General features: G+C 70.4%; 18 protein-coding genes. 11 read left to right on the top strand and 7 right to left on the bottom strand.

Translation table 11 applies throughout. The features are described from left to right. Positions 1–99: 99 nt before the first annotated feature. Together rarD and M4V62_RS18625 are read right to left on the bottom strand one after the other, a co-directional pair. The gene (rarD, locus tag M4V62_RS18630) at positions 100–1,128 is read right to left on the bottom strand and encodes an EamA family transporter RarD (RefSeq protein ID WP_249588376.1); all 1,029 of its coding nucleotides are present in this window, start codon (positions 1,126–1,128) and stop codon (positions 100–102) included. Between the two features lie 125 nt (positions 1,129–1,253). After that, on the bottom strand, positions 1,254–2,114 hold the full coding sequence (locus M4V62_RS18625; RefSeq protein WP_249588375.1) for an NAD(P)H-binding protein: 861 nt from the start codon (positions 2,112–2,114) through the stop codon (positions 1,254–1,256). 91 nt (positions 2,115–2,205) lie between these two features. On the opposite strand from M4V62_RS18625, the gene M4V62_RS18620 reads away from it, so the two are divergent. Then, positions 2,206–2,613, top strand: a complete 408-nt coding sequence (locus tag M4V62_RS18620; RefSeq protein WP_249588374.1) for a winged helix-turn-helix transcriptional regulator — start codon at positions 2,206–2,208, stop codon at positions 2,611–2,613. Position 2,614: 1 nt separating this feature from the next. On the opposite strand, the gene M4V62_RS18615 is transcribed toward M4V62_RS18620, so the two are convergent. The 5 genes from M4V62_RS18615 to M4V62_RS18595 form a co-directional block, all read right to left on the bottom strand. Then, entirely contained in the window at positions 2,615–3,697 is a 1,083-nt protein-coding gene (locus tag M4V62_RS18615) for a 2-oxoacid:ferredoxin oxidoreductase subunit beta (RefSeq protein WP_249588373.1), read from the bottom strand. Then, positions 3,690–5,621, bottom strand: coding sequence for a 2-oxoacid:acceptor oxidoreductase subunit alpha (locus tag M4V62_RS18610; RefSeq protein ID WP_249588372.1), 1,932 nt, complete (start codon positions 5,619–5,621; stop codon positions 3,690–3,692). Before M4V62_RS18610 ends, M4V62_RS18615 begins: the two co-directional genes overlap by 8 nt. 308 nt (positions 5,622–5,929) lie before the next feature. Then, entirely contained in the window at positions 5,930–6,589 is a 660-nt protein-coding gene (locus tag M4V62_RS18605) for a response regulator transcription factor (protein WP_249592890.1), read from the bottom strand. 179 nt (positions 6,590–6,768) lie between these two features. Next, entirely contained in the window at positions 6,769–8,124 is a 1,356-nt protein-coding gene (locus tag M4V62_RS18600; protein WP_249592889.1) for a sensor histidine kinase, read from the bottom strand. Positions 8,125–8,305: 181 nt separating this feature from the next. Continuing rightward, positions 8,306–9,496: a sensor histidine kinase gene (locus M4V62_RS18595; protein WP_249588371.1), complete on the bottom strand. Its 1,191-nt coding sequence runs from the start codon at positions 9,494–9,496 to the stop codon at positions 8,306–8,308. A 264-nt stretch (positions 9,497–9,760) separates the two neighbouring features. Here M4V62_RS18595 and M4V62_RS18590 point away from each other — a divergent pair, with 264 nt between their 5' ends. The 10 genes from M4V62_RS18590 to M4V62_RS18545 are packed head-to-tail and all read left to right on the top strand — an operon-like array spanning position 9,761 to position 19,577. Next, on the top strand, positions 9,761–10,150 hold the full coding sequence (locus M4V62_RS18590) for an NADH-quinone oxidoreductase subunit A (RefSeq protein ID WP_249588370.1): 390 nt from the start codon (positions 9,761–9,763) through the stop codon (positions 10,148–10,150). Next, a complete protein-coding gene (locus tag M4V62_RS18585; RefSeq protein WP_249588369.1) occupies positions 10,141–10,833 on the top strand; it encodes an NADH-quinone oxidoreductase subunit B in 693 nt (230 codons plus the stop codon). The genes M4V62_RS18590 and M4V62_RS18585 overlap by 10 nt, the downstream gene beginning before the upstream one ends. Next, positions 10,830–11,900, top strand: coding sequence for an NADH-quinone oxidoreductase subunit C (locus M4V62_RS18580; RefSeq protein WP_249588368.1), 1,071 nt, complete (start codon positions 10,830–10,832; stop codon positions 11,898–11,900). The genes M4V62_RS18585 and M4V62_RS18580 overlap by 4 nt, the downstream gene beginning before the upstream one ends. Further along, positions 11,897–12,865, top strand: a complete 969-nt coding sequence (locus M4V62_RS18575; protein WP_249588367.1) for a complex I subunit 1/NuoH family protein — start codon at positions 11,897–11,899, stop codon at positions 12,863–12,865. Before M4V62_RS18580 ends, M4V62_RS18575 begins: the two co-directional genes overlap by 4 nt. Continuing rightward, positions 12,865–13,425: a NuoI/complex I 23 kDa subunit family protein gene (locus M4V62_RS18570; RefSeq protein WP_249588366.1), complete on the top strand. Its 561-nt coding sequence runs from the start codon at positions 12,865–12,867 to the stop codon at positions 13,423–13,425. Before M4V62_RS18575 ends, M4V62_RS18570 begins: the two co-directional genes overlap by 1 nt. Beyond that, positions 13,422–14,051, top strand: coding sequence for an NADH-quinone oxidoreductase subunit J family protein (locus M4V62_RS18565; RefSeq protein ID WP_249588365.1), 630 nt, complete (start codon positions 13,422–13,424; stop codon positions 14,049–14,051). Before M4V62_RS18570 ends, M4V62_RS18565 begins: the two co-directional genes overlap by 4 nt. Further along, a complete protein-coding gene (nuoK, locus tag M4V62_RS18560) occupies positions 14,051–14,455 on the top strand; it encodes an NADH-quinone oxidoreductase subunit NuoK (RefSeq protein WP_249588364.1) in 405 nt (134 codons plus the stop codon). Before M4V62_RS18565 ends, nuoK begins: the two co-directional genes overlap by 1 nt. Then, a complete protein-coding gene (locus M4V62_RS18555) occupies positions 14,452–16,446 on the top strand; it encodes an NADH-quinone oxidoreductase subunit 5 family protein (RefSeq protein ID WP_249588363.1) in 1,995 nt (664 codons plus the stop codon). Before nuoK ends, M4V62_RS18555 begins: the two co-directional genes overlap by 4 nt. A 6-nt stretch (positions 16,447–16,452) precedes the next feature. Continuing rightward, entirely contained in the window at positions 16,453–18,042 is a 1,590-nt protein-coding gene (locus M4V62_RS18550) for an NADH-quinone oxidoreductase subunit M (RefSeq protein WP_249588362.1), read from the top strand. After that, the gene (locus M4V62_RS18545) at positions 18,039–19,577 is read left to right on the top strand and encodes an NADH-quinone oxidoreductase subunit N (RefSeq protein ID WP_249588361.1); all 1,539 of its coding nucleotides are present in this window, start codon (positions 18,039–18,041) and stop codon (positions 19,575–19,577) included. Before M4V62_RS18550 ends, M4V62_RS18545 begins: the two co-directional genes overlap by 4 nt. Positions 19,578–19,716: the final 139 nt, after the last annotated feature.

Genomic DNA, 19,716 nt, shown 5'->3' with positions numbered 1-19,716 from the left:
TTTCCCGCCGGGGGCGCCCCGTAAGGGGCGCGAGGAACGGCGCGACCAGCCACGAAGCGCCCGCAGAAAAGCAACCGGCAACCAGCAGCCGACCGCAGGTCAGACCGCGGACTCGGACCCCCGCCCGGCGGCAGGAGTCATCGGCTCGGTCTCCCGCCCGGCGGCGGGGGCGGCAGCGGAAGCCGCCGAAACAGCAGCCTGACGCCCCGCGGAAAGCCGCACCGCATTGCGCCGAGCACCCCGCAACGCGTCCCAGGTCAGCAGCGTCAACGCCAGCCACACGAGCGCGAACCCGGCCCACCGCTCGGGCGGCATCGCCTCGTGGAAGTAGAGGATGCCGAGCAGGAACTGGAAGACGGGCGCGAGGTACTGCAGCATCCCCAGCGTCGCGAGCGGCACCCGGATCGCGGCGGCGCCGAAGCAGACCAGGGGAATGGCGGTGACCACACCGGTCGCCGCGAGCAGCGCCCCGTGGCCGACACCCTCCGTGCCGAACGTGGCGTCGCCCCGCGCGCCGAGCCACACCAGGAACGCCACCGCGGGCAGGAACTGGATCGCGGTCTCGGCGGCGAGCGACTCCAGACCGCTGAGGCCGACCTTCTTCTTCGCCAGGCCGTACGTGGCGAAGGAGAAGGCGAGGCAGAGCGAGATCCACGGCGGCTGCCCGTACCCGAAGGCGAGGACGAGCACCGCCGCGAGGCCGACGGCGACGGCCGTCCACTGCACGGGGCGCAGCCGTTCGCCGAGGATCAGGACGCCCATCGCGATGGTGACCAGGGGGTTGATGAAGTAGCCGAGGGAGGCCTCCACGACGTGGCCGGAGTTCACGGCCCAGATGTAGACGCCCCAGTTGATCGTGATGACCCCCGCGGCGATCGTCACCAGGCCGAGTTTCCGCGGCTGGCGGATCAGCTCGCCCGCCCAGGCCCAGCGCCGCACGAACAGCAGCGCGATGCCGACCACGACGAGCGACCAGGCCATGCGGTGCGCAAGGATCTCGCCCGCCCCGGAGGGCTTGAGCAGGGGCCAGAAGAGGGGCACGAGGCCCCACATCCCATAGGCAGCGAAGCCGTTCAGCAGTCCTATGCGCTGTTCGCCCTTCGACTGCTCAGCTGCGGCAGCGTCCACGGCCCCTCCTTGGTGCACGGCAGCCCCACGCTGCATCCAAGAAGGTAACGGCCAGGACGCCTCGGTGTCATGCCCGTCTCACGAAAACGGTCATGACCCGTCTCACCCTGCGGCGTCCTGCGGCGTCAGCCCTTGAGCGCCACCGCGACCGCGTCGGCGAGCGGCGTCGTCGGCCGCCCGATCAGCCGGGACAGATCACCGCTCGTACCGGCGAGCAGCCCCCGCTCGATCGCCGAGTCCACGTCGACGAGGATCGTGGCGAACTGCTCCGGAAGGCCCGCGCCGGTCAGGATCGCGTGGTTCTGCTCGGCGGGCACGTTCGCGTACGAGATGTCCTTGCCGGTCTGCCGGGCGATCTCGGCGGCGTACTCGCCGAGGCTCCACGCGACGTCACCGCTCAGCTCGTAGACCTTGCCCTCGTGGCCCTCGCCGGTCAGTACGGCGACGGCGGCGGCCGCGTAGTCGGCGCGCGATGCGGAGGCGATCCGGCCCTCGCCCGCGGAGGCGACGACGGCGCCGTGCTCCAGGACGGGGGCGAGGTTGGCCGTGTAGTTCTCGTGGTACCAGCCGTTGCGCAGGAACGTGTGCGGCAGGCCGGAGTCGAGGATGAGCCGCTCGGTCTCCTTGTGCTCGTCCGCGAGGCTGAAGTCGGCGTCGGGCCCGCCCAGGACGCCGGTGTACGCGAGGAGCGCGACGCCCGCCGCGCGCGCGGCGTCGATCACCGCCGCGTGCTGCGGCACGCGCTGCCCGACCTCGCTGCCCGAGATCAGCAGGACCCGGTCACCCGAGGCGAAGACGCCGGCGAGGGTCTCGGGCGCGCTGTAGTCGGCGACCCGCAGCTCGACGCCGCGCGCGGCGAGGTCGGCGGCCTTCTCCTTGTCGCGGACGACGGCGGCGATCTGCCCGGCGGGCACCTGCGCGTCGAGCAGCCCGTCGATGACGAGACGGCCGAGGTTTCCGGTGGCTCCGGTGACGACGATGCTCATGTCTGATATCTCCCTTTGATGAGGTTCCGAGAATGAGCCTACGTCGAGCGCTAACTATTGGAAAGTACCCACTTTGAAGTAAGGTACGGGCATGACAGTAAGTGCCTGGAACCTCGGCGACGAGGGCATGTGCCCGCAGCGCCTCGTCCTGGAACACGTCACGAGCCGCTGGGGCGTCCTGGTCCTGATAGCCCTGGACGAGCGCTCGTACCGCTTCAGCGAGCTGCGCAGGGCCCTCGGCCGGGTCAGCGAGAAGATGCTGACGCAGACCCTGCAGACCCTGGAGCGCGACGGCCTGGTGTACCGCGACGCCAAGCCGGTCATCCCGCCGCGCGTCGACTACTCGCTCACCGACCTCGGGCGCGAGGTCGGCGGGCAGGTCCGGGCGCTCGCCGAGTGGACCGAGCACCGCCTCGCTGACGTGCAGGAAGCGCGTCTTGCATACGACGAGGCCCGGTTCCTGAAGGATCAGAACCGGGCCTCGGGCAGGGCGAGTTGAGCTAGCCGACGACCGTCCAGGTGTCGCCGCCCGCGAGCAGAGCGGCCAGGTCGCCCTTGCCGTTCTGCTCGATGGCGGTGTCGAGCTGGTCGGACATCAGCGTGTCGTAGACCGGGCGCTCGACGTCGCGGAAGACGCCGATCGGGGTGTGGTGCAGGGTGTCCGGATCCGCGAGCCGCGACAGCGCGAAGGCCAGCGTCGGCGAGGTGGAGTGCGCGTCGTGGACCAGGATCTGAGACTCGGTCTCAGGCGTGACGGGGACGACTTTGAGATCACCGGTCGCCGGATCCCGTACGACGCCCTTGGCGCCCTCGGCCCCGAAGCGGATGGGCTGTCCGTGTTCGAGACGGATGACGGCTTCCTCGGCCTGCTGTTTGTCCTTGAGGACCTCGAAGGCGCCGTCGTTGAAGATGTTGCAGTTCTGGTAGATCTCCACCAGCGCGGTGCCGGGGTGCTCGGCGGCCTCGCGAAGCACCGAGGTGAGGTGCTTGCGGTCGGAGTCCACCGTGCGCGCCACGAACGACGCCTCCGCGCCGATCGCCAGCGAGACGGGGTTGAAGGGCGCGTCCAGCGAGCCCATCGGCGTCGACTTGGTGATCTTGCCGACCTCGGAGGTCGGGGAGTACTGACCCTTGGTGAGCCCGTAGATCCGGTTGTTGAAGAGCAGGATCTTCAGATTCACGTTGCGGCGCAGGGCGTGAATGAGGTGGTTGCCGCCGATGGACAGCGCGTCGCCGTCCCCGGTGACCACCCACACGCTCAAGTCCCGCCGCGATGAGGCGAGTCCGGTGGCGATGGCGGGGGCGCGGCCGTGGATGGAGTGCATCCCGTAGGTGTTCATGTAGTACGGGAAGCGGGAGCTGCAGCCGATGCCGGAGACGAAGACGATGTTCTCCTTGGCCAGGCCGAGTTCGGGCATGAAGCCCTGCACGGCGGCCAGGACCGCGTAGTCACCGCAGCCGGGGCACCAGCGCACCTCCTGGTCGGACTTGAAGTCCTTCATGGACTGCTTGGCCTCGGCCTTGGGCACCAGGGAAAGCGCTTCGATCGTGCTCCCGGTGCCTTCGGTCTTCGTGTCAGCCATTGATGGCCTCCTTGAGAGCCGTGGCGAGCTGCTCGGCCTTGAACGGCATTCCATTGACCTGGTTGTACGAGACCGCGTCCACGAGGTACTTGGCGCGGAGCAGTGTGGCGAGCTGCCCGAGGTTCATCTCGGGAATCACCACCTTGTCGTAACGCTTCAGGACCTCGCCCAGATTCCGCGGGAACGGGTTGAGGTGGCGCAGATGGGCCTGCGCGACGCTCTCGCCGACCGCGCGCAGGCGACGTACCGCCGCGGTGATGGGGCCGTACGTCGAACCCCAGCCGAGGACGAGCAACGTGGCGTCGCCGGTCGCGTCGTCGACCTCCAGGTCCGGGACCTCGATGCCGTCGATCTTGGCCTGGCGGGTGCGGACCATGAAGTCGTGGTTGGCGGGGTCGTACGAGATGTTGCCGGTGCCGTCCTGCTTCTCGATGCCGCCGATGCGGTGTTCGAGGCCGGGCGTGCCGGGGATCGCCCATGGACGGGCCAGCGTCTGCGGGTCGCGCTTGTAGGGCCAGAAGACCTCGGTGCCGTCGTCCTCGGTGTGGTTGGTCCCCGAGGCGAACTGCACGCGCAGGTCCGGGAGTTCATCGGTGTCGGGGATGCGCCAGGGCTCCGAACCATTGGCCAGATAGCCGTCCGACAGCAGGAACACCGGCGTGCGGTAGGTGACCGCGATACGGGCCGCCTCGATCGCCGCGTCGAAGCAGTCGGCGGGAGTCTTCGGCGCCACGATCGGCACCGGCGCCTCGCCGTTGCGCCCGAACATGGCCTGGAGCAGGTCCGCCTGCTCGGTCTTGGTCGGCAGGCCGGTGGAAGGCCCACCGCGCTGGATGTCCACGACCAGCAGCGGCAGTTCGAGCGAGACCGCGAGCCCGATGGTCTCCGACTTCAGCGCCACACCGGGCCCGGACGTCGTCGTCACCGCGAGCGAGCCGCCGAACGCCGCGCCGAGCGCGGCGCCGATGCCCGCGATCTCGTCCTCGGCCTGGAAGGTCCGCACGCCGAAGTTCTTGTGCTTGGACAGCTCGTGCAGGATGTCGGAGGCCGGAGTGATCGGGTACGAGCCCAAGTAGAGCGGCAGATCGGCCTGTTGACCCGCGGCGATCAGGCCGTACGACAGGGCGAGGTTCCCGGAGATGTTGCGGTACGTGCCGGCCGGGAAGGCATGGGAGGCGGGCGCGACCTCGTACGAGACCGCGAAGTCCTCCGTCGTCTCGCCGAAGTTCCAGCCGGCGTGGAAGGCCGTGATGTTGGCTTCGGCGATGTCCGGCTTCTTGGCGAACTTCGCCCGCAGGAACTTCTCGGTGCCCTCGGTCGGCCGGTGGTACATCCACGACAGCAACCCCAGGGCGAACATGTTCTTGCTGCGCCCCGCGTCCTTGCGCGAGAGGTCGAACTCCTTGAGCGCCTCGACCGTCAGCGTCGTCAGCGGCACCGGATGGACGCTGTAGCCGTCCAGTGAGCCGTCCTCCAGCGGCGAGACCTCGTAGCCGACCTTCTGCATCGCCCGTTTGGAGAACTCGTCCGTGTTGACGATGATCTCCGCGCCCCGCGGCACATCGGCGATGTTCGCCTTCAGCGCCGCCGGGTTCATCGCGACGAGGACGTTCGGCGCGTCGCCCGGCGTGAGGATGTCGTGGTCGGCGAAATGCAGCTGAAAGGACGAGACGCCCGGCAGGGTCCCGGCAGGAGCACGGATCTCGGCGGGGAAGTTCGGCAGTGTCGAGAGGTCGTTCCCGAAGGACGCCGTCTCCGAAGTGAACCGGTCACCGGTGAGTTGCATACCGTCACCGGAGTCACCCGCGAAGCGGATGATCACCCGGTCCAGACGGCGTACATCCTTCTCACCAGCAGGCTTGCGCTGCTCTCCGACGACTGCCCCATCGGCCTGCTCGGCTGGGCTACTGACCTGGCTGGTCACTGAACTGGACCTCCCTCGGGCGGCTGAGCGGGAAGGGCTGGGCGACCGGCCTTCCCAAGGCCCACCCTACGTCTGTAAGGGTCGCCTTCCCGGGGTAGATCGCATGACGGACGCACTTTTGAGACGCGCATATGCCCCGTTTTGCCACGGTGTGCCTCGCCCCCCGGCCCGACATGGAAGACGCCCCCCACTCATCCTTTGGTTCTAGGACTGTTCTCCGTACTCGCTCTCCGTGCGCTTGCGCTGTCGTCGTTCCGGCTCTCGTTCCGGCTCCCGCCGCAACAAATATCTGACAGGGTGTCAGATTGCTAGGAGTTGAGGTAGGTGAGAACCGCCAGTACGCGCCGGTGGTCCCCGTCGCTCTGGGAGAGCCCCAGCTTCAGGAAGATGTTGCTGACGTGCTTCTCGACGGCCCCGTCACTCACCACCAACTGCCGGGCGACCGCGGAGTTCGTCCGCCCCTCGGCCATCAGACCGAGTACCTCGCGCTCGCGCGGTGTAAGCCCCGCGAGGACGTCCTGCTTGCGGCTGCGGCCGAGCAGTTGCGCCACGACCTCCGGGTCGAGCGCGGTGCCGCCCTGCGCGACACGCACCACCGCGTCCACGAACTCGCGCACCTCGGCGACACGGTCCTTGAGCAGATAGCCGACGCCACGGCTGGATCCGGCGAGGAGTTCGGTGGCGTACTGCTCCTCGACGTACTGCGAGAGGACGAGCACCCCGAGCCCGGGGAACTGTTGGCGCAGATGCACCGCGGCCCGCACCCCCTCGTCGGTGTGGGTCGGCGGCATCCGCACGTCGGCGACGACCACATCGGGCAGCGCGCCCTCCGAGGAGAGTTCGTTGACCGTCTTGATCAGCGCGTCCGCGTCGCCCACCCCCGCGACGACGTCGTGCCCGCGGTCGGTCAGCAACCGGGTCAGGCCCTCCCTCAGCAGCACTGAATCCTCGGCGATGACGACCCGCACTTTGTCCTCCACGTTCACGGCCCCCCGGCATATTCGATTCTGGTTGTCCCCCGGCACCTCAGTATCGCGCGTACGAACGCGCATGAAGGGGCGTTACGGCGTTCGATGACACGGCAGAACCCACCCGATCACCCCGAGCTCCGGGGTGATCGGGTGGGTGGACGGCAGAAGGCCCGCCGCTACGCCCGCCAGGGCAGCTCCGCCGTCACCGTCGTGGGCCCGCCCGCAGGCGAATTCACGACCAGGATCCCGTCGACCGCGTCGAGCCGCTCGGCGAGCCCCGCAAGACCGGAGCCACTGGTCACGTCCGCGCCCCCCGCCCCGTCGTCGGAGACCTGAAGCATCAGCCGGTCCTCGACCTGCCAGACGTCGACCGAGCCACGGGTCGCCCGTGCGTGCTTGCTGATGTTCTGCAGGAGCTCGGAGACCGTGAAGTACGCGATGCCCTCGATCGCGGCGGCGGGCCGCGCGGGCAGGTCCACCTCGACCTGGACCGGGACCGTGCACCGGGCGGCCAGCGAGGACAGCGCCGCGTCCAGGCCGCGGTCGGTGAGGACCGCGGGGTGGATGCCGCGGGCCAGGTCGCGCAGCTCCTGGAGGGCGACCTTCACCTCGCCGTGCGCCTCGCCCACCATGCGGGCCGCGGCCTCCGGGTCCTCCGTCAGCTTCTCCTTGGCGAGCCCCAGATCCATGGCGAGCGCCACCAGGCGGGCCTGCGCGCCGTCGTGCAGGTCGCGCTCGATGCGGCGCAGGTCGGCCGCCGCCGTGTCGACGACGACGCCGCGGTCCGACTCCAGCTCGACGACGCGCGTCGCCAGGCTGGAGGGGCCGAGCAGACCGACCACCATGACGCGGTCGACGGTGGTCAGGGCCCGGATGATCCAGGGCGTGGCCAGCGTGATCAGCAGGCCGGTGAGGGCGGTGACGCCGATCTCGAAGGGGTTGTCCAGGTAGATGCGGTGGTTGTCGTCGCCGTAGAGCTGGATGCCGCCCTGGCCGCCGTAGAGCGGGAAGAGCCACTGCCACAGCGGGTACGTGAGCATCGCCCAGCCGTACGTCCAGAAGGCCACCGACACGGTGAAGGAGAAGACCGCCCACGGCATGTGGAGGACGGAGTAGAGGACGTGCCGCCAGGAGACGCCGCTCTTGAGCACGGCGCCCATCCACCCCATCGGGCCGCCGCCCTTGGGCCGCAGTGGCTCCGGGTTCGCCACCTCCACGCCGAGCAGCGCCCGTGCCCGCACCCGCTCCAGGGAGCCGAAGCCGCGGCAGGCGGCGAGCCCGGCGGCGAGCACCGGGATGCCGATGAACGTGATCAGCAGGCCGACGCCGAGCGACAGCATCGTGACCGCGAACGTGAACGTGACGATGCTGATCGGCAGGCTCAGGAGCACATAGCCGAATTCCTTCCAGGCACGGGCCTCGATCGGCGCGCGCAGCCCGGCGGGGACGCGGGGCCGCCGCTCGTCGAGGTCGGATCCCCGGAACTCCGAACGGTCCATGCGTCCGTACTCCTGTCCGTACTCCGTGGCCATCGGTGTCGTCCGTTTCTGCTCGGTCTGCGGTGCGCGGTGCGCGGTGTGCGGGTTCGCGGTGCGCGGTCTGCGGTCCGCGGTTCCCGCGGTATCTCCAGAGTGCTGGCCGAGGCTGATCCGGACCATGTGGTGCGTAGGTGTCTTGGACCGGGGGTTTTCCCTACCCCCGGGCCCCCGTGCGTCATCCCTGGGCTGCGTGGTCCCGGTCCCGCCACGGCAGCTCCGCCGTGATCGTCGTGGGCCCGCCCTCCGGGGAGTCGATCACGAACAGGCCGTCGACCGCGCCGAGCCGGTCCGCGAGCCCCGCCATGCCCGTGCCCCCGTCCAGACTCGCGCCGCCCCGGCCGTCGTCCCACACCTGGATGAGGAGGCGCTGATCGGCGCGCCACACCTCCACGGACGCCGTACGCGCCCCGCTGTGCTTGCTGACGTTCTGCAGGAGCTCGGAGACCGTGAAGTACGCGCTGCCCTCGATCGCCGCGGCCGGGCGCGACGGCAGATCGGCCGTCACCTTCACCGGGACCGTGCACCGGGCGGCGAGCGAGGACAGTGCCGCGTCCAGGCCTCGGTCGGTCAGGACCGCGGGGTGGATGCCGCGGGCGAGGTCGCGCAGCTCCTGGAGGGCGAGCTTCACCTCGCCGTGCGCCTCGTCGACCATCGCCGCCACCGTGTCGTCGGCCTGCCCCTCCAGGAGCTTCTCCTTGGCCAGACCGAGCCCCATGGCGAGCGCCACCAGGCGGGCCTGTGCCCCGTCGTGCAGGTCGCGCTCGATGCGGCGCAGGTCGGCCGCCGCCGTGTCGACCACGACGCCGCGGTCCGACTCCAACTCGACGATGCGCCGCTCCAGTTCGTCGGAGGGCGAGAGGAGTCCGCGCACCATCGCGCGATCGGCGTTGGTCAGTCCGCGCACGATGTAAGGGAGCACCGGCCACAGCACGAAGAGCCCGATCACGCTGACGGTGAACGTCACCACGCCCCAGGGCAGCCGCATGAACGAGTACAGCATCGTGCGCCAGCCGACCGGATCCTTCAGGCTCGTCCACAGCCAGCCGAAGAAGCCGTGCCCCCGCTGCCTCGGCATCGGACTCGGCTCGTCGATCCGCAGCCCGAGCAGCATCCGCGCCCGCGCCCGCTCCCACTTGCCGATGAGGCGCGCACCGAGGAGCGCGCCCGCGAGCAGCGGCAGGCCGACGACGGTCACGGCGAGACCGCCGCCGGCCGCGAGCGTCACGACCACGTACACGAAACCGGCCACGCCCAGCGGCAGGTTGGCGAGGAGGTGGGCGATCTCCTTCCAGGTCTGCCGGTCGTACGCCGCGAAGCGCGCGGGTGGTGGCGGGGGCGTGGACGAGGGCCTGGTGCTTGCGGTCATACGCGCCAGAGTGCACGGCTTGTCGCCGCGATGCCATGAGGAGGGCCGCCCGGACTCCCGGGGGATAACCCCACCCGTCGGTGCACCCGCCGGTGCACTCGCGGTGCACCCGCGGTTCACCCGAGGCGCCCCGTCACGGCCGATCAGTCCTTGCCGATGCGTGACGCTCTGCTTACCTCGTCTTTAGCAGGCCCTAGACTCCCGTGCGTACAGATCGTCGAACAGTGATGAGTGTCAGAGGCGGTCAGGGAGTGAGGGGCTGACGTGCACGTGACAGACGTCGCGGCGAGCTACTACCAGTCGTACTCCGTCGTCGGACTGCTCGCCGTCGTCGGCGTGCTGTTCGTCGCCGTCGCCTTCGGTGCGGGGCGGCTGCTGCGGCCCGTCGTGCCGACACCCGAGAAGCTCCTGACGTACGAGTGCGGCGTCGACCCGGTCGGCGACGGCTGGGCCCACACCCAGGTCCGCTACTACGTCTACGCGTTCCTCTACGTCATCTTCGCCGTCGACTCGATCTTCCTCTTCCCCTGGGCGACGGTTTTCGCCGCGCCCGGCTACGGTGCGACGACGCTGGTGGAGATGTTCATCTTCCTCGGCTTCCTGACCGTGGGCCTGCTGTACGCATACAAGAAGGGCGTCCTCACATGGACGTGACCCCGGAGCCCGTGCTCCTGCCCGAGCCGACCCTGCTCCCCACGCCCGAGCCGCAGAAGCTGGGCGTGCTCTCGCGCCTGGCACCCGAGCCGATGAAGGTGGTCCTCAACTGGGGCCGCCGGTACTCGCTGTGGGTCTTCAACTTCGGCCTCGCCTGTTGCGCCATCGAGTTCATCGCCGCCTCCATGGCCCGGCACGACTTCATCCGGCTCGGCGTGATCCCGTTCGCGCCCGGCCCGCGCCAGGCCGACCTGATGGTGGTGTCGGGCACGGTCACGGACAAGATGGCCCCGGCCGTGAAGCGCCTGTACGAGCAGATGCCCGAGCCCAAGTACGTCATCTCCTTCGGCGCCTGCTCCAACTGCGGCGGTCCGTACTGGGATTCGTACGCGGTGACCAAGGGCGTCGACCAGATCATTCCGGTCGACGTGTACGTACCCGGTTGCCCGCCCCGACCCGAAGCGCTGCTCCAGGGCATCCTCAAGCTCCAGGAGAAGATCGCTCGGGAGTCGCTGGCGGAGCGGTACGGCACTGGTGGACGCCCTTCGGTGGCGGCTCTGCAGAGCGGACTCGTGAAGCCGCCGGCGGCGAGTGCGTCCGGGGCTGATTCCGGGGCTGAGTCCCGGTCCGGGGCCGAGTCCGGGTCCGGGCCCGAGTCCGTGGCGGGGGAGGGGAAGGCATGACCGGCTGGCTGCCGAGCCCCGTCGAGGAGCTCTTCGGCGCGGAGGCCACGGCGGACGAGTCGTACGACCTCCTGACGGTCGACGTCCCGCCGAGCTCGTGGATCGCGGCGCTCGAAACCGCGCGCACGACCCTGACCTGCACCTACTTCGACTGGCTGAGCGCCGTCGACGAACCGGGCACGGGCTTTCTCGTCTCGGCCCACGTCGTCGCCCTCTCTCCGGTACGTCGTCTCCTCATCCGTACGACCGTCCCGCACGACGCCCCGGTCCTGCCGACCGCGGTCGACGTCTACGCGGGCGCGGCGTGGCACGAGCGCGAGACGCACGAGATGTTCGGCGTCGCTTTCGAAGGCCACCCGCACCTGGTGCCGCTGCTCCTGCCGGACACCTTCGAAGGCCACCCCCTGCGCAAGGACTTCGTCCTGGCGGCGCGGGTCGCGAAGGCGTGGCCCGGCGCGAAGGAGCCGGGGGAGTCGGAGCACGGCGGTCCCAAGCGCCGCCAGATGCTGCCTCCGGGCGTACCCGACCCGAACGAATGGGGCCCCCTGAAGGGCCAACTCCCCGCGGCCCCGGCCCGCCCGGCCCGCGGCGCCGCCCGCGCGGCAGGCGACCGTCCCGTACGCCGGGCGCGCACGGCGGGCGAGGGCTCGGCGAGCCAGGCGGCTGGCGGGCCTGCGGCCGCGGGTTCGGCGGCTGCGGGTCAGGCCGAGGGCGCGCAGCCGGAGGCACCTGCTCCGCGCCGGTCGCGCAGCGTGAGCCAGGGCTCGGCGTCGCAGCGACCGGCGCCGGAACCGCCGCCGGAGTCGAAGACGCCGGAGCCGAAGGCGGAGGCTGCCTCGGCACCCGAGGCGAAGTCCGAGAAGCCCCCGGCCAGTTCCGACGCCCCATGGCACCAGGCCCGCCCGGCGTTCGAGGACACCAAGAAGCCCGCCGACACCACCGAAGACAACGGCCCCGACGGCCCTGAAGACAACGGCCCCGAAACCAACGGCCAGCCCGAAGCCAACGGCCAGCCCGCAGAGAACGACCAGCCCGCAGAGAACGACCGCCCAGGAGGCACGGAGTGACCGACGCGCTCGACGTCGCCCTGCGTCTCCTCATCGTCTTCGCCGTCTTCCTCGTCCTGCCCCTGGTCATCGGCCAGACCGAGCACAAGGTGATGGCCCACATGCAGGGCCGCCTCGGCCCCATGCACGCGGGCGGCTTCCACGGCTGGGCCCAGCTCGTCGCCGACGGAGTCAAGTTCGCGCAGAAGGAGGACGTCGTACCGGCCGAGGCCGACCGCCGCATCTTCCAGCTTGCCCCCGCCGTCGCCCTGCTGCCCTACCTCCTCGTCCTGGTGGCCATCCCCATCGGCCCGAGCGAAGGCGCCGTCGGCCAACTCGTCGACGCGGGCATCTTCTTCGTGCTCGCGGTCATGGGCGTCGGCGTACTCGGCTCGCTCATGGCGGGCTGGGCGAGCGCCAACAAGTTCTCCCTCCTCGGTGGCCTGCGCACCGCCGCCCAGCTCCTCGCGTACGAACTCCCGATGCTGCTCGCCGCGGCCTCGGTCGCGATGGCGGCGGGGACGGTGTCGCTGCCCGGCATCCTCAACGCCTTCGAGTGGTGGTGGCTGCCCTGGCAGATCGTCGGCGCCCTCGTCTTCTTCGTCGCGGGCCTCGCCGAACTCCAGCGCCCGCCCTTCGACATGCCGGTCGCCGACTCGGAGATCATCTTCGGTGCGTACACCGAGTACACGGGCCTGCGCTTCGCCCTCTTCCTCCTCGCCGAGTACGCCGGAATCGTCGTCCTCTGCGGCCTCACCACCGTCCTCTTCCTCGGCGGCTGGCACGGCCCCTGGGGCGCCGACGGCCTCGGCTGGGTCTGGACCCTCCTGAAGACGGGCGTACTCGCCTTCCTCGTGATCTGGCTGCGCGTCAGCTACCCCCGTCTCCGCGAGGACCAGCTCCAGAAGCTCTCCTGGACCCTCCTCGTCCCGCTCGCCCTCGCGCAGATCGCGCTCACCGGAATCGTGAAGGTGGCGATCAACTAATGCCTCCGATCCCTGGCAGCGGCCTGGCCAAGGGCCTCGCCGTCACCCTCCGCACGATGACGAAGAAGACCGTCACCGAGCAGTACCCGGAGCACCAGCCCGAACTCCCGCCCCGCACCCGGGGCGTCATCGGTCTCTTCGAGGAGAACTGCACGGTCTGCATGCTCTGCGCCCGTGAGTGCCCGGACTGGTGCATCTACATCGACTCCCACAAGGAGACGGTCCCGCCGGCCGTCGAAGGCGGCCGCGAGCGCAGCCGCAACGTCCTCGACCGCTTCGCCATCGACTTCTCCCTCTGCATGTACTGCGGCATCTGCATCGAGGTCTGCCCCTTCGACGCACTGTTCTGGTCCCCGGAGTTCGAGTACGCCGAGACCGACATCCACGAACTCACCCACGAGCGCGACAAGCTCCGCGACTGGATGTGGACGGTCCCGGCCCCGCCGGCCCTGGACCCCGCGGCCGAGGAGCCCAAGGAGATCGTCACCGCCCGCAAGGCGGCGGAGAAGCTCGCCGCGGCCCAGGAAGCCGAAGCAGCCGGACCGGAGGGAGACGCGTGACCCTCGCAGCAACCGCCCCTCTGGCCCCCCTGGCGGCCAACGCCCCCCAAGGCTTCCTCTCCCCGACAGGGGTGGAGATCGCCTTCCTCCTGGTCGGCCTCGTCACCCTCGGCTCGGCGATCGTCACCGTCACCACCAAGCAGCTGGTGCACGCCGCCCTGTGGCTGGTGGCGACGCTCGGCGGCCTGGCTGTCGAGTACCTCCTGCTCACCGCCGAGTTCATCGCCTGGGTGCAGGTCCTCATCTACGTCGGCTCCGTCGTCGTCCTCCTCCTCTTCGGTCTGATGCTGACGCGGGCCCCCATCGGCCGCTCCCCGGACGCCGATTCGGGCAATCGTCCGGTCGCGCTCGCGGTGGCCGTCCTCGCGGCGGCCGCCCTGGTCTGGGTCGTCGTCGACGCCTTCCGGACGACCTGGATCGACCTCGACCGCGCCGCCGACGAGGCCCAGGGCTCCACCGCCGTGACCGGAAAGTTCCTCTTCCAGCACTGGGTGCTGCCCTTCGAGGCCCTCTCGGTCCTGCTCCTCGCCGCCCTGGTCGGCGCGATCGTCCTCTCCCGCAGGAACGCCCGCATGACCCGCCTGAACGGCGACACCGGCACTACCGGCGACAAGGAGCAGCGCTGATGCACCTCGCCTATCCCGCCGTCCTGGCCGTCCTCCTCTTCTGCGTAGGCCTGTACGGAGTCCTCGCACGCCGCAACGCGATCCTGGTCCTGATGTCCGTCGAGCTGATGCTCAACGCCGTCAACCTCAACCTGGTCGCCTTCGACGTCTGGCTCCGCGACGCCCTCCACTCCGGCCAGGCCCTGACCCTCTTCACCATCGCCATCGCCGCGGCGGAGATCGGCATCGGCCTCGCGATCGTCCTCGCGGTCTACCGCAACCGCGGCTCCTCCGCCGTCGACGAACTCCGCGACACCGCCGAGGGCCCCGACGACCCCGAAGACGATGCCGAGGGCGCGGCCACCGAGGAGCCCGCCCCGGCAGAGAAGTCGCAGAAGTCGCAGAAGGCTGAGGCCACCGCGTGACCACGACCACCCTCGCCGTACTCGTCCCCCTCCTGCCGTTCCTCGGCGCGGTCGCAGGCCTGCTGCTCGGCCGCACCGTCCCGGGTCTCGTACGCCCCCTCGCGGTGCTGCCCACCCTGGCGGCGCTGGTCATCGCCGTCCTGGTCGCGGCCCGCCACGGCGGCGGCGCCGACATCGACTCCGCCACCGAGCTCACCCCGACCGGCTCGGTCCCCATCGAACTCGCCCTGCACATCGACGGCTTCGCCGCCCTGGTCGCCGTCCTGGTCGGCGTCGTCGCCTCCTGCGTGCAGATCTACTCGACGGGTTACCTGCGCGACGACCCGCGCTACCCCTCGTACGCCGCTCTCGTCTCCCTCTTCACCTCCGCGATGCTGCTCGTCGTCTACTCCGGCGACCTGATGGTGCTCCTGGTCGGCTGGGAGATCATGGGCATCTGCTCGTACTTCCTCGTCGGCCACTACTGGGAGACGCCCGAAGCCCGCGCCGCCTCCCTCAAGGCCTTCCTGGTCACCAAGCTCGGCGACGTCCCCTTCCTGATCGGCCTGTTCGCGCTCGCCGTCGACGCCGGGTCGTTCCGCATCACGACGATCCTCGCGAAGGTCGCCGACGGCGGCCTGGACCACCCGACGCTGATCGCCCTGCTGCTCCTGGCCGGTGTGGCGGGCAAGTCCGCGCAGTTCCCGCTGCACACCTGGCTGCCCGACGCGATGGCCGGCCCGACCCCCGTCTCCGCGCTCATCCACGCCGCGACGATGGTCGCCGCCGGTGTCTACTTCGTGGCCCGGCTCCTCCCGGTCTTCGCCGCCTCGTCGGCAGCCCTGGTCGTCCTCGCCGTCATGGCCGCCGTCACGATGGCGGGATCGGCCCTGGCCGCGCTCGCCCAGGACGACATCAAGCGCGTCCTCGCCTACTCGACGATCGGCCAGCTCGGCTATCTGACCGGCGCCCTCGCCGTCGGCGACCGCGGGGCCGCCGTCTTCCACCTCCTCTCGCACGGCGCCTTCAAGGCGCTCCTCTTCCTCGGAGCGGGCGTGATCATCCACGCCGCCGGCACCAACTCCCTCGCCGCGATGTCCCGCATGAAGGGCCTGCGCGACCGGGTTCCCGACGCCTTCTGGACGATGACCGTGGCGCTCCTCGCGCTCGCCGCGATCCCGCCCTTCAGCGGCTTCTTCTCCAAGGAAGCCGTCCTGGGCGCCGCCGAGCACGCGGCCACCGGACACTCCGAGACCGCCCCCACCGCGGCGGGCTGGATCGTCCTCGTCGCCGGTCTCGTCACCGCCCTGCTCACCGCGGCCTACGCGACGCGCCTGTGGCTCCTCGCCTTCAACGGCCAGGGCCCCGCAGCCCCGGACCACGGCCGCCAGCCCATCACGATGACCGCCGTGCTCTGGGTGCTCGCCGTGCCCTCACTCGCCTTCGGCCTCACCGTCGGCGTCCTGCCGGACTGGTTCGACGGCCACTCGCTCACCCCGACCCTCACCACCTCCGTCCTCGGCACGGGACTCGCCCTCGTCGGCGGGCTCGTCACGTACGGAGCCTGGCGCCACACCACGGCGCTCGCCGTCCGCCACCCGATGGGCGCGGTCGCCGTCGACGCGGGGGCCGACGGAGGCCTGGTCGAGGCCGAGGCCATCGCCACACACACCCCCGCCTACGGAGACGTGGCCGCCGCCCACGACCCGGCCGACCCCGGCCGCCTCCTGCTCGGCCCGCTGCACCGGCACGCCGCCGTCGGCTTCCACCTCGACGCCCTCTACGCCGCGCTGTTCGTGCGCCCCGTCCAGGCCGCCGCGCGCCTGGTCCGGTTCCTGGACCGCGAGGTCGTCGACACGTACGTACGCGGCGCGGGCACCGCACCCCGCTGGCTCGGCGCGGCCGTCCGCCGCGCGCAGACCGGCAACGTGCAGACCTACCTGAGCGCGCTGCTCGCAGGCACCGTCGTCCTGGCTGTCGCCGCCGTCCTCGTCGCCACCGTCGGAGCGTGAGCAGCCGTGATCGATATCAGTGAATCCGTGATGCAGCTTCTTCTGGCGTTGATCGTGGTCGGCCCGCTCCTCGGCGCCGTGGCCGCCCTGCTCCCGGCCCCGCCCGGACTGAAGGGGAAGTCGCCCGACCAGGCCGTGCTGCGCCACGGCGTGATCGTGACCGGCGTCATCCTCATCGCGGCGATCGTCCTGGCGCTCGGCTTCGACCATGACCACCCGTCAAAGATGCAGGCCACGACCGATATCAGCTGGATCCCCGCACTCGACGTGCGCATCCACCTCGGCATCGACGGCATCTCGCTCCCCCTCCTGGTCCTGACCGCGCTGCTGACCTTCCTCTGCGCGCTGCACTCCTACTTCAAAATGCCTGCGGGCCCGTCTCCCAAGGCATTCGTCGCGCTGATCCTCGTGCTCGAGTCCGGCACCCTCGCGACCTTCGCCGTCCTCGATCTGCTGCTGTTCTTCCTGGCGTTCGAGATGGTCCTCATCCCGATGTACTTCCTCATCGCGCGCTGGGGCGGCGCCCAACGCACGCAAGCGGCTTGGAAGTTCATCCTCTACACGCTGCTCGGCTCCGTCGTGATGCTGCTCGGTCTCCTCCTCATCGGCCTCAAGTCCGGCACATTCGACATGGTGGCACTCGCCACTGACAACGGCCGCGGGCTGACCACATCCGTGCAGGTCATCGCGGTTTTGGCGATCGGGATCGGGCTCGCGGTCAAGACGCCGATGTGGCCGCTGCACAGCTGGCTGCCGGACGCGCACACCGCCGCGCCCACCGTCGGCTCGGTCCTGCTGGCCGGTGTGATGCTGAAGATGGGCACGTACGGCTTCGTCCGGATCCTGCTGCCGGTCGCGCCGGACGGGATGCGGGAGTTCGCGCCGTACCTCGCGGCCTTCGCGGTCGTCGGGATCATCTACGGCTCGCTCGCCTGCCTCGCCCTCGCCAAGCAGGGCGCGAAGGGCGACCTCAAGCGCCTCATCGCGTACTCGTCCGTGGGCCACATGGGCTTCGTCCTGCTCGGCATCTCGACGATGAGCCCGACCGGCGTGAACGGCGCGCTGTTCGCCAACATCGCGCACGGTCTCATCACCGGCCTGCTGTTCTTCCTCGTGGGCGCGCTGAAGGACCGCACCGGCACCAGCGACCTCGACACCCTCGCGCAGGAATCGGGCGCAGCGCTCTACGGCAAGGCCCCGCGCCTGGGCGGCCTCCTCGCCTTCGGCGCCGTCGCCTCGCTGGGCCTGCCGGGCCTGGCCGGGTTCTGGGGCGAGATGCTCGCCCTGTTCGGCGCGTTCAAGCCCGCCGACGACCTCAGCCGCCCCGCCTTCCTCACCTTCATGGCGATCGCCGCCTTCGGCACCCTGCTCACCGCCGCGTACATGCTCATCGTCGTACGCCGCGTCTGCATGGGCCCGATGCCCCAGGGCGCCGCCACGACCGATACCCCGGCGCTCGCCGACGTCCAGGGCTATGAGTTCGCCGCCTGGACCCCGCTCGTCGCCCTCACCGTCCTCGCCGGACTCTGGCCCGCCGCTCTGCTCGGCCTCACCGACCCGGCCGTGCAGCAGCTCCTCTCAGGAGGCAAGTCGTGACCGTGGCCGCCGAAAGCGCCGCCGGCGTCGTCCAGTCCGTCGACTGGCTCGCGATCGCTCCGCCCACCATCGCGGCCGTCGTCGGTCTCCTCGTGCTCGTCGCCGACCTCTTCGTGGGCGACAAGAAGAAGGCGCTGCTCGGCTGGATCTCCGTGGCGGGCCTCGCCGTCGCCGCGCTCTCCCTGCTGCCGATCCTGAACGACGACCGCTCGACGTTCTGCCTGACCGGCGGCGCGGACGCCTGCAGCTACACCGCCGACCGCTTCACGCTCGTCATCCAACTGCTCGTCCTCGGCGGCGCCCTGCTGGCCGCGCTGCTCTCGATGAGCGCGCTCAAGGACGCGAACGGCACGGAGAAGGAACTCCCCGAAGGGGAGTTCTGGTTCCTGCTGCTCTCCTCCGCCGCGGGCGCCGCGCTGCTGCCCGCCTCGCGCGATCTCGCCACGCTCGTCGTCGCCCTGGAGGTCGCCTCGCTGCCCGCCTTCGCGCTCGTGGGCCTGCGGCACGGCGACAAGCGGTCCTCCGAAGCGGCCCTGAAGTTCTTCCTCTCCTCCGTCACCGCGACCGCCGTGACGCTGATGGGCGTCAGCTTCGTGTACGCCGCGACCGGCACCCTGCACCTCACGGAGATCGCCGAAGAGCTCCAGCACGTCGACGGACAGCTCGACACGCTCGCCCAGACCGGCGTCGCCCTCACCCTGGTCGGCTTCGCCTTCAAGGTGGCCGCCGTGCCCTTCCACTTCTGGGTGCCCGACACCTACGTGGGCGCCCCCTTGCCGGTGGCGGCCTACCTCTCCGTGGTCGGCAAGGCGGTCGGCTTCACCGGCCTGATCCTCGTCACCGTCGTCGCCTTCCCCTCGTACGCGGACGTGTGGGGCCCCGCACTGGCCGTGCTCGCCGCCCTCACCATGACCGCGGGCAACGTGGCGGCGCTGCGCCAGCAGTCCACGCGCGCGTACAGCGCCGTCCGGCTGCTCGCCTGGTCATCGGTCGGCCAGGCGGGATACCTCCTGGTGCCGATCGCCGCCGCCGGATACGCCGACAACCCCGCTGAGGCCGAGAAGGCCATCGGTTCCACCGTCGCGTACGCCCTGATGTACGCGGCCGTGAACCTCGGAGCCTTCGCCGTCGCCGCGCTGGTGGGCCGCACCCAGCGCCTGAACCGCGTCAGCGACTACCGGGGCCTGTACGCGAGGAGCCCCCTCGCGGCCCTGGTGCTCGGCTTCTTCCTGCTCTGCCTCGCGGGCCTGCCGCCGGGCATCATCGGCCTCTTCGCGAAGGTCACCGTCTTCTCGGCGGCGGTCGACGCGGGCCTGGGCTGGCTCACCGTGGTGATGGCCGTGAACGTGGTGATCGCCCTCTTCTACTACCTCCAGTGGACCGCGCTGCTCTTCCGCGCCCCCGAGGGCGAGCCGGTCAAGCACCGCGTCCCGGCGCCCCTGACGGCGGCCATCGCCCTGACCGCGGTCCTCGGCATCGCGCTCTCCGGCGCGCCGCAGCTCGTCCTGAGGTTCTCCGACACCGGCCTCTTCTGACGCGTTCGCCTTCGCCACAAGGTCTCCACTGGGCCGCTCGGGCATCACCCGAGCGGCCCACATCGCTCCTGCGCGCACAAGGGAACTAGTGCTCCCCGCCTGGCGTTGACCAGTACGGGAGGGTCCACTGAAGAGTGGA

The organism is Streptomyces durmitorensis (assembly GCF_023498005.1).
Taxonomy (GTDB): domain Bacteria; phylum Actinomycetota; class Actinomycetes; order Streptomycetales; family Streptomycetaceae; genus Streptomyces; species Streptomyces durmitorensis.
This window is presented reverse-complemented; position numbering and strand designations above follow the sequence as displayed.